The organism is Flaviflexus sp., from assembly GCF_041440645.1.
In the GTDB taxonomy this organism is placed as follows: domain Bacteria; phylum Actinomycetota; class Actinomycetes; order Actinomycetales; family Actinomycetaceae; genus Flaviflexus.
The window spans coordinates 4,350-17,159 of the sequence record NZ_JASDVN010000052.1; the positions used below are offsets into that span (position 1 = coordinate 4,350).

A 12,810-nucleotide genomic window follows, 5' to 3' on the forward strand; every position below is an offset into this window, starting at 1 on the left:
AGAATACCTTACGCGTGCGGACTCAGCTCTTTGAGCCGTTGCGAGATTACTGTGGACACGCCCTTCTCCCTCATCGCAACGCCGTAGATCGTGTCGGCGATCTCCATGGTGCGCTTCTGGTGGGTGATGACAATGAGCTGAGAGGAGTCCTGCAGGTCCTTGAACATGGTGAGCATGCGGCCCAGGTTCACATCGTCGAGTGCGGCCTCAACCTCGTCCAGCACGTAGAACGGTGAGGGGCGCGCCTTGAAGATCGCCACCAGGAAGGCCAGCGCGGTCAGGGATCGTTCGCCACCGGACAGGAGCGAGAGTCGCTTAACTCGCTTGCCGGGGGGTCGTGCCTCGATCTCGATTCCCGCTGTCAACGGATCGTCTCCCGTGAGAACAAGCCTGCCCTCACCACCCGGGAAGAGGGTGTCGAAAACCTGAACAAAGGCATCCTGCACGTCCTTGTACGCGGTCGTGAGAACCGACTGCACCTTCTCGTCGATGTCGTTGACGATCTGTACGAGATCTGCCTTGGACTTGCGCAGGTCCTCCAACTGGTTCGAGAGGTACGTGTGACGCTCCTCGAGGGCGGCGTGCTCCTCCAGTGCGAGCGGGTTGATCTTTCCGAGGCGCGCCAGCTTGCGCTGGGCCGCCTCCAGCCGCTTCTGCTGTTCCTCGCGCACGTACGGGGTGGCGCCGTCCTCCCCCGGGACGTCAACGAGCGGACCAAACTCTTCCACGAGTTCCCCCGCGTCCATCGCCAGCTCCACCCTGGCCTTGTCGGTCAGCTGCTCGAGCAGGATCCTCTGCTCCGCCTTCGCGATGTCGCGGCGGTTCGTCGCATCGTCGACGTCGGACAGCTTCTCCTGCACCTCATCGAGTCTCTTGCGTGCCTGGGCGAGGGCAACGTCGCGATCGGAACGACCGGCCTCTGCCTCCTTGCGGAGCCGGGCCGCCGTGTCCCTCGCAATTTCGACCCGCCCGAGGGTGTCGCCAGCAAGGGTTGCGACCTGACGTGCAACGGCAGCGTGATGAGCGCGGCGCGTCCGCCTTCTCTGCTCCTCGACGAGACGTGCCTCTTCCGTGCGTGCGTGACGTTCGAGGGAGTCTGCCTTGCCGGAGATCACCGTGGAGCGTTCCTGTGCGATGCGGAGGGCGAGGCGTGCCTCGGTCTCCTCGGACCGAGCACCGATGGTCGTGTCGTGCAGGGAGAGTTTCTTGCCCTGAGCGGACTGAAGCTTCTGTTCGAGATCCTCCGGGGCCACGTCCTGTGCCTCGAGGTCCTTCTCAAGCCCAGCAAGTTCCTCACGCCTTTGATCCAGCTCCTGACCGATTCGATCGAGGCGTTGGGTGTTTCGTTCGACCTCGCCTCGGGAAGCGGTCAGTGACTGGCGGAGGACACCGAGCTGCGCGGTGGCAGCCGCCAGCTGTGCGTCGCGGGTGTGGAGTTCCGAGCTCGTTGCCGCGTACTTTCCCTCAATGTCGTCGAGGACCTCTTGTGCCTTCTCCACTGCGGCATTGGCCGTGGTGAGGTCCTTGGCGGCCGTCTCAGCCTCGGCCTGGGCCGTGCGAGCCGCGGCCTGACGAGCAAGGATCGATGCCTCTGTCACGGCACCACCGCGGGCGCTGTCCGGGCCGACGGAGTCTCCCTCGCGGGTCACGACCCTCGGTGCACCTTCTGCCACAAGCCTGCCAGCAAGCGTCAGATCCGCTGCCAGAATCGTTCCGGACAGAACCTCGTCCAGTCCCGGCCAGCCGCCCACGGCATCGGTAGCGAGAATCGCGTCATCCGTGCTGACGCCAACGCCATCCAGAGCCTGTCGCGCTCTTTCCTGCAGCTCCTCGTTCTTATTCGGCGTGCCACCGGCGATCGCGAGAACAACGCGCCCACCCTCACCGTCGCGCACGTAGCGGAGTGCGGAGATTGCGGAGTCAACACTCTCCGCCGTGAGGGCTCCCGCGAAGTCGCCGAGGGCGGCCTCGGCTGCGGCCTCCCAGCCGTCAGTCACTTCCAGTTCAGTGCGGAGCCAACCGGTGATGCCGTGAACATTCTCAAGTACCTGAGTTGAGCCGTCCTCCGGCTCAAGGGATAGCGTGAGGGTCTCGGCTCGTGTCCGTGACACGTCGAGGCGACCACGGGCCTCGGCCTGGTTGTTGCGCGCCTCGATGAGCGCGGCCTTCGCCTGGGCCACCTGCTCCGACAGCGCCTCGTGTTCCTTAGACAGCTCGTCGTTGCCACCGTCGTGAGCAACGATCGACTCCTCGGCGGAGGCCACCTTCGAACGAGCATCCTCTTCCCGTTGAAGGGCCGCGTCGCGTGCCGACTCCACACGTTCGCGCTCCTCTTCCAACGACTGGACCCGGCTGGTCGCGGTCACGATCCTGCCGCTCAGGCGGGCAGCATCCTCTCTCCTGTCCGCAATCGCACGTGACAGGGAGGAAATCTCGCGATCGAGTTCCTTTTCTTCGTTCTCCGCCTTCTCGCGGCGGGCAATGGTGGCCGTGAGTGTGCGTTCGGCCTCCTCAGCGCGGTGCTTGAGCTCAGTTTCCTCAGCGCGAACCGTTGCCGCACGGGCACGGATCTCCTCGGGGGATTCTCGCCGTTGGGTTTCCTGCTGGGCTGAGAGGGAGCGTGCCCTTTCCCCCGCGAGGTTGACGAGCGAGGAGAAGCGTTCTGCCTGGGTGGAGAGGCGCTGCCACGACTCGGTCAGGTCGGCGATAATCGGATTGGCCCTGGCCCGTTCCTCTTCGAGGAGGGCGACCTCCTCGCGAACCTCCTGGCGCTTTGTTGCGAGCTCGTCCCTGCGCGCCTTCAGTCGCGCCTCGTCCTCGACGGCGGCGCTCAGGCGTGCCTGAACCTGTGCGATGTCGTCGGCCAGGAGGCGTGCCTGAGCGTCACGCACGTCCGCCTGAATGATCTGTGCGCTGCGTGCGGCCTGGGCTTGGCGTGCGAGTGGGCCGAGCTGCCTGCGCAGTTCCGTTGTGAGGTCGGAGAGTCGGTTGAGGTTCCCCTCCATCGACTCCATCTTCCGCAGCGCCTTCTCTTTCCTGCGGCGATGCTTGAGAACGCCTGCGGCTTCCTCAATGAAGGAGCGTCGCTCCTCGGGGGTCGCTTGGAGGACGGAGTCGAGCCTGCCCTGCCCAACGATAACGTGCATTTCCTTGCCCATGCCGGTGTCGGACAGGAGCTCCTGAATATCGAGGAGACGGACGGGCGAACCGTTGATGGCGTACTCGGACCCACCGGAACGAAACAGGGTACGAGAGATCGTCACTTCCGTGTACGAGATCGGTAGCGCACCATCGGAGTTGTCGATCGTCAGCGACACTTCGGCGCGACCAAGGGCCGGCCTGTCAGCCGTGCCAGCAAAGATGACGTCCGCCATGGAGCCACCGCGCAGGGTCTTGGCTCCCTGCTCGCCCATGACCCACGAGAGTGCATCCACGACGTTTGACTTGCCGGAACCGTTGGGACCAACAACGCAGTTGATGCCCGGTTCGAAGGTCAGCGTTGTCGCGGTAGCAAAGGACTTGAAACCGCGAAGCGTCAGCTGTTTGAGGTGCACTGAATCAGTTTAGGACACATCGCCCACAATTCGGCACAGGAGCGGGGCAAACGTGCACGTGGGGCGAGCTGCCTCGCCCCACGCTGATGCATTGAATTATCAGAACCTGACCGGATTCACCCGATCAGTTCCACCGTTCAGTTTCACCTGACCGGTTCCGTGTTAGTTCTCCGGTGTCCTAGTCGAGTCCCGCCTCGATGGCGTCCGCGATCTTGTCGACACCGGCCCAGCACTTCGGGTCCTTCGTCGACACGACGACGGTCTCTCCCTGCTTGATGCCGAGGGCCATGATCGACATGATCGAGTCCGCTTCGGCATCGTTGATGAAGATCTCGCCGTCGTACTGGCCCGCGAGAGCCGCGACCTGAGCCGCGGGACGCGCATGCAGTCCGGCCTCGTCGGCAACAACGGCCTCGCGCTTGAAGACGCCGTCCGTGGTCTCCGATCCCGATTCTGGAGCAGGGGTCGTGTCGAGCTTGTCGATGAAGATGGCGGCGGCACCGGAGGCTGCTCCGGCCGCTGCCCACACATCGTCGCCCTGCTGGGCGGCGACCGCTGCCGCGATCGCACCCTCCAGGAACGGTGCATCCTCGAATACGACTTCGCGATCCTCGAGAGTTTCGAGAACGGCTTCGACCGTCATGGTTGCCGAACCAAGGTCCGTGAGGACCAGCACCGACAGCCCCTCGGAACGGAGGGAAGTGATGGCGTTCTCGATCTTCTCGTAGGAGGTTCCGATACTGCCATCGTCCAGCCCGCCCGCGGGCACGACCTTGACGTCAGCCGCCATCTGTCCCGCCAGCTCTGCCAGTCCCGATGCGATCTGATCGGAGTGGGAGACGAGGACGAGACCGACGGAGATGCTCACTTCTCTGCCGCCTTGGCCGCCTGTTCTAGAAGATATGCGCTCGAGGTGGCGCCGGGGTCGCGGTGACCGATGGAGCGCTCACCCAGGTAGGAGGCCCGACCCTTTGTTGCCTTGAGCGGACCGGTCGCGACGGCACCAGCCTGAGCGGCATCGGCGGCTGCGCGCAGGACTGCCTCGGGAGCGAGACCATCCTTCGCTGCCTTCTCGGCGGCGCGGACTGCGGGAGCCCACGCATCAACCATGGTCTTCTCGCCCTCATCGGCCTTGCCGCGGGCCTGGATGCCGGCGAGGCCAGCCTCGAGCATCGCCACAATGTCGCGAGGCCCGAGGTTCTCCGCCGTCACTTCCTTCGACGCACGCAGGAACGCGGTGCCGAGAAGAGGACCCGATGCGCCACCGACGGTGGACATGAGAGTGGTGGCAACCAGCTTGAGCACGTCACCCGAATTGGACACTTCGGCACTGGACAGCTTGGACTTCACGGCCGTGAATCCACGGTCGAGGTTCTCGCCATGATCGCCATCTCCGATGGCACGGTCCAACTCGATGAGCTCTTCGCGATGCTCCGAGACCATCTTCACACAACCTTCGATCCAGGCGATTGCCCAATCTTTACCAAGTGTCATGCTTACATTCCCTTTCGGTATGCCGCCGTCGAAACGGGGGCGTCGAACAGTTCAACCATCTCGTCATCCGCCTTCAGGAGGGTGATGGATGCTCCCTGCATCTCAAGGCTCGTGATGTAGGAGCCGACGAGGCTGCGGGAGATTTCTACATTGAGGTCAGCGAGGCGCTCCGCCACGTGGCCGTACATGATGTAAAGCTCGGAGATCGGGGTGCCACCCATGCCGTTCACGAGAACAATGACCTTCTCGCCACCCTCGAGATCCAGGTCCTTGACGATCGGATCGAGGAGCTGATCGGTGATCTCGTCCGCGGAAGCCATGGGGATGCGGTGGCGTCCCGGCTCGCCGTGAATGCCGATGCCGATCTCGATCTCGTTCTCAGCGAGGTCGAACGAGGGCTTGCCCGCGTGCGGCACAGTACAAGCCGACAGAGCAACACCCATGGAACGGACGTTGTCGATCACGCGCTGTGCAACAGCCGTGACACCCTCGAGGTCGTCACCGCGTTCGGCGGCGGCGCCAGCGATCTTCTCAACAAGCATGGTGCCTGCCACGCCGCGACGACCCGCGGTGTAGAGCGAGTCCTCCACGGCCACGTCGTCGTTGACAACGACGGTCGCAACCCTGATGTCCTCAGCGTCGGCAAGCTCGGCCGCGGTCTCGAAGTTCAGGACGTCACCGGTGTAGTTCTTGACGATGTGGAGCACGCCAGCACCGCGATCGGCGAGCTGGGTTGCTGCGAGGATGGGATCCGGGGTCGGCGAGGTGAACACTGCACCCGGGACAGCAGCATCGAGCATACCGTATCCAACGAATCCGGCGTGCAACGGCTCGTGGCCGGAGCCACCCCCGGAGATGATGCCAACCTTGCCCTGGTCCTTGACCTCGGCGCGGGACACCACCATGGGTTCTTCTTGAAGTACGACGTGCTCAGCATGCGCCTGAGCAAATCCACGGACTGATTCGATCACAACATTGTGTGGATCATTGATGAGCTTTTTCACTGGGACTCCTTCGGCCAGATCATAGTGTTCCACCCCACACTATACGCTGAACAAACGACTTGAGCGACTAGTCTGGGAGCCTTTCTCAAAGGAATCTTGTCCCGAAATCACAGTTGAAAACCAGGATTCTGCCACCAGTGCTCTGATCTGCGCTTTAGCGGTGAGCGAAGCCCGGGCAGAAAGCAATCGACAAGGCAGGGACAGGTACCGACCGGCACGTGCAATCCGGATACTGAGCGACGAGTTCACAGGCGGCATTGAGCATCCTGGTCAGGCACGACACGGACTACCAGATCAAGCGGGGCATCAACCGATGAGAATGCCCGGCCGGCATTCAGAATCATCGAAGGCATGAATGCGGAGCTGCGAGGTGCGGGACTGTGGGTCGCTAGCAACAGCGTGGACGGTTGGACATATGCACGGCAGTTAAGCACGAGCTCGGCGGCTAAGCACAAGGGTGGGCGGTTAGGCAAAAGCGTGGGTCACTGAGGCATAAGTGTGGGGGCCGGTTGTGCCGGCCCCCACACTTCCACTGATGTCCCACACGCGGCTTGTTGGCCGTTGCTAGGAATTCTCTCCCCCAGAAGGGAACGCCTGATGGAGAGAAGAGTTGATTACTTGAACCATATCGCGATCTCGCGCTCTGCGGACTCGGGAGAGTCGGAGGAGTGCACGATGTTCTCAATCTGGCCGTTGCCCCAGTCGCGACCAAGATCGCCGCGGATTGTGCCGGGTGCTGCCATGGTCGGTTCGGTGGAGCCGGAGAGCGAACGAACGCCCTCAACGACGCGGCTACCTTCGATGACGGCGGCAACAACTGGACCAACGCTCATGTACTTCAGCAGGTCCGCGAAGAAAGGCTTCTCACGGTGCTCGCTGTAGTGCTCGGAAAGGATTTCTGTCGTCGCGGTCAGCATCTTGAGATCCGCAATGACGTATCCCTTGCGTTCGATGCGGGCGAGAACCTCACCTACGAGGTTGCGATGCACACCATCGGGCTTCACAAGAAGGAGTGTCTGTTCCATACCAGCCATTCTATTCGTCAGTTTTTGCATTATTTAGACTTAGGGCCCACCGCAATAGCGGAGGGCCACAAGTCAATCTAGTTGGAACTGCCGTCACCGGCAGGGTTTTCAGCAACCGAGTCGTGACGAGTTTCAGTCTCGGAGATCGCCTCTCCCGATGGGGTACCTTCGGCTGGCGCATCGCCTGCATGGAGGTTTTCTCGTTCCCACTCGGCCTGCTCGTAGCGTCGTAGGTCGCGTTCCCGGTCGAGTTTCGCTCCCCAGTAGATGGCGGCGATCCACAGGATGAGGAACGTGATGCCAACGACGAAGCCCTCAGGGAGCCAGATCGCGGTTGCGAGAACCACGGCCTGTGCGATGGAACCGAGGATGAGACCGACCTGAGGCTTTCTGCGAACCGCGATGGCGGCGATGAGGCAGAACAGCATGCCGATGCCGGTCACGGTCCAGATCACTCCCGGGCTCGCCACCCGAAGCCCGAAGGCCGCGACTCCCGCGAACAGGACGACGAGGATCTCGAGGATCAGCATCGTAAGCGTGAACTGGGCGAGTGCCGACCCCTTGGGAATCGGAGCAGTGAGCGGATTCGATCGTTTGTGTGCCACTAGATGCTCCTGGTCGCCTTACCGAACAGCTCGCGAACGCGGCTGGCCAGCTCGATCGAACCGATCGTGATGACCGCGGCAGCGGTCATCTCCTCACGGTTGGCGGCCTCGGCCAGCGACGCCGCCATGTCAACAGCCTCGAGCAGGTCGTACTCTTCGCGCACGCGCTCCTCGCCAAACACGTCTTCGGCGATCTCGCGCAGGTCCTCAACGGGAAGGGCACGGGGGTTGTCGAGATGGGTGACGACGATGGAGTCGAGAACGGGTTCGAGAACGCCGAGCATCTGCTCCACCTCCTTGTCCGCCATCGCGGCAAATACGCCAACGATGGGGCCGTGGAAGGTTTCTTTCAAGGCGGCGGCAGCCGCCTCAACACCGGCGGGGTTGTGCCCGCCATCTGCCACCACGGTGGGCGAGTTGCGGACCACCTCGAGGCGGCCCGGGGACTGGACGGACATGAGAGCGTGCTCGAGCACGGTTCCGTCGAGTGCCCCTCCCCCGAAGAACGCCTCGACCGCGCCGATGGCGAGGACGGCGTTCCTCGCCTGGTGGCGACCAAGCAGGGAGAAAGGTGTATCCGAGTAGGTGGCCGCTGGGGTCTGGACGGCAATGACCTGCCCGCCAACCCCGGGGGTGCGATCAAGAAGGTTCAGGTCCCTGGCCTCGAGCTCGAGGTGGGCGTGGTGGGAGGCGACTGCCTCCGCCAGGATCGGGAGCACCTCGGGATGCTGAATGGCGGAGATCACGGTGGCCCCATCCTTGATGATTCCCACCTTCTCTCGTGCGACCTCCTCGCGGGTGCTGCCGAGGTAGCGTGCGTGATCAACCTCGATGGTTGTCAGGACAGCGACATCCGCCTCGATGACGTTCGTGGCGTCCCACATGCCTCCCATGCCGACCTCGATGACCGCCACATCGACGGGAGCATCGGCGAAGGCCGCGTAGGCCATGACCGTGTACACCTCGAAGGTGGACATGACGGGACCGCCGCCTGCGAGCGACGCCTTGTCAACGAGTTCGATGGCGGGCTTGATCTGGTTCCACGTGTCGACCCAGGCGGCGCGGCTGATGATCTCGTCATCGATCGTGACCCGCTCCCTCATCGTGTGCATGTGGGGCGAGGTGTAACGCCCAACCCTCATGCCCTTCTCGGCAAGGAGGGCCGCGATCATGCGGGACGTCGAGGTCTTCCCGTTTGTGCCCGTGATGTGGATCGTGCGGTACGAGTTCTGCGGGTTACCGAGAATATCGAGGCAGTCGACGACGCGGGAGGTCGAGGGTTGCACGTCGTGCTCGGGGGCCCGGGAGTTGATCTCGGCAGCGATCTGCGCCATCTTCTCCTCGAGCCCGGCCTCCTCGGCCAGCTCCATGATCGGATCCGGTTCGCGAACGATCTCCGCGATCATCTCCGAATCACCGAGAAGTCCGGAGGCAGCGAGCTTCTGCACCGCGTCCTCGTACTCCCGGTCGGCCTGTTCCTCGGCGGCAATCACCGAGGCGTCGGTGAGCCCAAGCTCCTCCCGATCCTCGGGATCGGGAGTGAGCGGGCCATTATTCGTCTCTGTCACGCAATCTTCTCCGTCACGATGGCGAGTTCGCCCTCGTTGATGTCGATTTCTACTGCCAGGGTTTCCGCCTTGATGAGCTCAAGGTTCGACTCGACGGCGGCACGGTGTTGGGCCGGAACGGTCAGGGTCAACTTGATCCTGTCCGCCACGTGCAGACCGGTTGCCTTGCGGGTGTCCTGGATGGAGCGGATGAGGTCACGAGCGTAACCCTCAGCCTCGAGTTCCGCATCGAGTTCGGTGTCAAGAACGACGAACGAACCGGAGCTGAGGACCGTTGCGACGTCGCCGTCCTTCGCGTTCACCTGCGTGGTGAGCGTGAACTGGCCGGGTTCAAGGGTCACGGGCTCGTCGAGTTCCATCACCACGCTGTCGCCATCCTTGTGCCATGCACCAGACTTGGCGGCCTTGAACAGGGCGGAGGTGAGCTTGCGGAGGTCGCCGGGGAGCTCACGCGGCTGCACCGCGAGGGTCTCGGACACCTCGAGGCCGGAATCCGCGGCCTTCGTGATCAGAACGGTCTTGACGTTGACCTCGGACGCTACGAGATCCGCGAAGGGAGCGAGATCCAGGTTGGTCACGCACTCGAGGGTGCGTAGGGGCTGGCGAACGCGGAGCTTCTCCGCCTTGCGGAGCGAGTGAGCCGCGGACACGACGTCACGAACCTCGTCCATGACCTCGACCAGCTCGTCGTTCACCCAGGTGTCGGGGAGCTCGGGCCAGTCGGTCAGGTGCACGGAACGGCCTCCGGTGAGCCCGCGCCAGATCTCCTCGGCAACGAGTGGCGCGAGGGGCGCAATGACCTTGGTCAGGGTCTCGAGGCAGGTGTAGAGCGTGTCGAACGCACCCTGGTCCTCGTTCCAGAACCGGTCACGCGAGGTACGCACGTACCAGTTGGTGAGCAGGTCAAGGAACAGGCGGACGCGTTCGGTGGCAGCGGCAATCTCGTACTTCTCGAGATCGGCGCGCACAGCGTCGGCGAGGGACTTGGTCGAGGCAAGCAGGTACTTGTCCATGACATCCAGGCCGTCCGTGTCGGTCACGAGCTTTGCCTCGTAGCCCGCGCCCTTATTGCAGGTGCCGGCATAGAGAGCAAAGAAGTAGTACGTGTTCCACAGGGGTAGGAGCACCTGACGGACCGTGGAACGCAGGCCCTCCTCGGTGACGATGAGGTTGCCGCCGCGCACGATCGGGGACGCCATAAGGAACCAGCGCATCGCATCCGAACCGACCTCGTCGAACATCTCGTAGACATCCGGGTAGTTGCGGAGCGACTTGCTCATCTTCTGGCCGTCGTTACCGAGGACGATGCCGTGGGACACGGACGTGCGGAATGCGGGCTTGTCGAACAGGGCGGTTGCCAGCACGTGCAGCGTGTAGAACCAGCCGCGGGTCTGACCGATGTACTCGACGATGAAGTCACCCGGGTAGTGGTTCTCGAACCAGTCCTGGTTCTCAAACGGGTAGTGCACCTGAGCAAACGGCATCGAACCGGAATCGAACCAAACATCGAGGATGTCGGGGATGCGGCGCATGACAGACTTGCCGGTCGGATCATCCGGGTTCGGGCGGGTCAGCTCATCAATGTAGGGGCGGTGCAGGTTCGGTTCCCCATCGGGACCGACCGGGAGGCGACCGAAGTCCTTCTCCAGTTCGGCAAGCGAACCGTACACGTCGGTCCTCGGGTAGCTCGGATCGTCCGATACCCAGACCGGGATGGGGCTGCCCCAGTAGCGGTTGCGGGAGATCGACCAGTCGCGAGCGCCAGCAAGCCAGTTACCGAAGATGCCATCCTTGATGTGCTCCGGAACCCAGGAGATGTCCTGGTTGAGCTCAACCATGCGGTCACGGAACGCGGTCACGCGGATGAACCAGCTGGTGACTGCCTTGTAGATGAGGGGCTTGCGGCAACGCCAGCAGTGCGGGTAGGAGTGCACGTACGATGCCTGACGCACGAGAACCGGACGGTCCTCACCGCGGCCCTCGAGCGGGCCCGTGAGGTCACGCAGGTCGCGGATGATCGGCATGTTCGCGTCGAACACCTGCATGCCTTCGTAGTCCGGCACCACGGAGGTGAACTCGCCGCGGTCGTTGACGGGAACGACGGGCTTGATGCCGGCATCGTTGCACGCGAACATGTCGTCCTCACCAAAGGCGGGAGCCATGTGCACGAGACCGGTACCGTCCTCGACGGTCACGAAGTCGGCGTTGAGGATCTGGAAGGCATTCGGGCCGGGGGCTTCGCCCTCGGCACTGTTCGCGAAGTAGTCAAAGATCGGGGTGTACTTGCGGCCGAGCAGGTCGCTGCCCTTGAGGCGCTGGGTGACCTCGGGTTCCTCACCAAGTTCCTTCGCGTAGGAGGTAACGAGAGCCTCGGCGAGCACAACCTTCTCGCCAGCGAGCTCGCCCTCGGAGGGCCGCACCACGACGTAGTCGATGTCGGGGCCGGCAGCGATCGCGAGGTTCGAGGGCAGTGTCCACGGTGTCGTGGTCCAGATCAGGGCGAGTTCACCGGTCTCGAGGCGCACGCCCACGGTCACGGTCTGGTCCTGACGATCCTGGTAGGTATCGTCGTCCATCTTCAGCTCGTGGTTGGACAGCGGGGTCTCGTCGTTCCAGCAGTAGGGCAGAACACGGTAGCCCTCGTAGGCGAGTCCCTTGTCGTACAGGGTCTTGAACGCCCAGATCACCGACTCCATGTAGGGGGTGTCGAGGGTCTTGTAGTCGTTCTCGAAGTCCACCCAGCGTGCCTGGCGGGTCACGTAGGCTTGCCACTCGTTCGTGTAGCGCAGCACCGAGGAGCGACATTCGGCATTGAACTTATCAATGCCCATCTCCAAGATCTCTTCCTTGGTTTCAATGCCGAGAAGGCGCTGTGCCTCGAGTTCCGCGGGGAGGCCGTGGGTGTCCCACCCGAAGCGGCGCTCAACCTTGCGACCGATCTGGGTCTGGAAGCGACCGACGAGGTCCTTGACGTAGCCGGTCAGGAGGTGACCGTAGTGGGGCATGCCGTTAGCAAAGGGCGGGCCGTCGTAGAAGACGAACTCGTTGGAACCGTTCCCTCCCTCTTCACGGTTATCAATGGAGGCCTGGAAAGTCCCGTCCTGCTTCCAGTAAGCAAGGGTGTCTTCTTCCAGCTTCGGGAAATTCGGTGACGCTACGACTTCACCCTCGCGGTGCAGTGGGTAACGTACGGACTTAGTCATGAACTGCCATCTCCTACTCGACATGAGCCGGGACGAGCGGATCGGTTTCGATCCTCCCGCGGTACCACCCCGCTTGCCGCTGTGCGGCCACTTCATTAGGAGACGATGACGGGTCCAACCGTCCGGTTCTACTGGGCACGATCCCGATAAGGAAAGCCGTTCTTCCGGATGCTCGCCGGTGATATCCCTGTGCGGGCCGGGTCATAGCAATCTGTAGCTTACACGCTGTTGACCGTTTAGTACCAGATGGGTAACCCCACGGCGACTGTGCACCTCAGCACCCACGAAGCACGCAGGGACCTAGGCATGCAGAGACCAATGAGCTACAGGGGCCAATGAGCCACTGACCGTCATACG

8 protein-coding genes are annotated in these 12,810 nt (G+C 62.9%); all 8 read right to left on the reverse strand.

The genetic code is table 11. From position 1 onward, the window contains the following. Nucleotides 1-8 precede the first annotated feature (8 nt). Nucleotides 9-3,554 carry a chromosome segregation protein SMC gene (gene smc / locus QMB98_RS07785; protein WP_371685137.1) on the reverse strand — a complete coding sequence of 1,182 codons (3,546 nt, stop codon included), beginning with the start codon at nucleotides 3,552-3,554 and terminating at the stop codon, nucleotides 9-11. A gap of 178 nt (nucleotides 3,555-3,732) precedes the next feature. Then, a complete protein-coding gene (gene dhaM, locus QMB98_RS07790; protein ID WP_371685138.1) occupies nucleotides 3,733-4,422 on the reverse strand; it encodes a dihydroxyacetone kinase phosphoryl donor subunit DhaM in 690 nt (229 codons plus the stop codon). After that, the gene (gene dhaL, locus QMB98_RS07795; RefSeq protein WP_371685139.1) at nucleotides 4,419-5,048 is read right to left on the reverse strand and encodes a dihydroxyacetone kinase subunit DhaL; all 630 of its coding nucleotides are present in this window, start codon (nucleotides 5,046-5,048) and stop codon (nucleotides 4,419-4,421) included. Before dhaL ends, dhaM begins: the two co-directional genes overlap by 4 nt. A 2-nt stretch (nucleotides 5,049-5,050) precedes the next feature. Beyond that, entirely contained in the window at nucleotides 5,051-6,052 is a 1,002-nt protein-coding gene (gene dhaK, locus QMB98_RS07800; RefSeq protein ID WP_371685140.1) for a dihydroxyacetone kinase subunit DhaK, read from the reverse strand. A 614-nt stretch (nucleotides 6,053-6,666) separates the two neighbouring features. Further along, nucleotides 6,667-7,086 carry a nucleoside-diphosphate kinase gene (ndk, locus tag QMB98_RS07805; RefSeq protein WP_371685141.1) on the reverse strand — a complete coding sequence of 140 codons (420 nt, stop codon included), beginning with the start codon at nucleotides 7,084-7,086 and terminating at the stop codon, nucleotides 6,667-6,669. Nucleotides 7,087-7,154: 68 nt separating this feature from the next. Next, the gene (locus QMB98_RS07810) at nucleotides 7,155-7,682 is read right to left on the reverse strand and encodes a DUF4233 domain-containing protein (protein WP_371685142.1); all 528 of its coding nucleotides are present in this window, start codon (nucleotides 7,680-7,682) and stop codon (nucleotides 7,155-7,157) included. Further along, complete coding sequence (locus tag QMB98_RS07815; RefSeq protein ID WP_371685143.1) at nucleotides 7,682-9,250, reverse strand: folylpolyglutamate synthase/dihydrofolate synthase family protein; 1,569 nt, start codon at nucleotides 9,248-9,250, stop codon at nucleotides 7,682-7,684. Before QMB98_RS07815 ends, QMB98_RS07810 begins: the two co-directional genes overlap by 1 nt. Next, a complete protein-coding gene (ileS, locus tag QMB98_RS07820; RefSeq protein WP_371685144.1) occupies nucleotides 9,247-12,453 on the reverse strand; it encodes an isoleucine--tRNA ligase in 3,207 nt (1,068 codons plus the stop codon). Before ileS ends, QMB98_RS07815 begins: the two co-directional genes overlap by 4 nt. Between the last annotated feature and the right edge of the window lie 357 nt (nucleotides 12,454-12,810).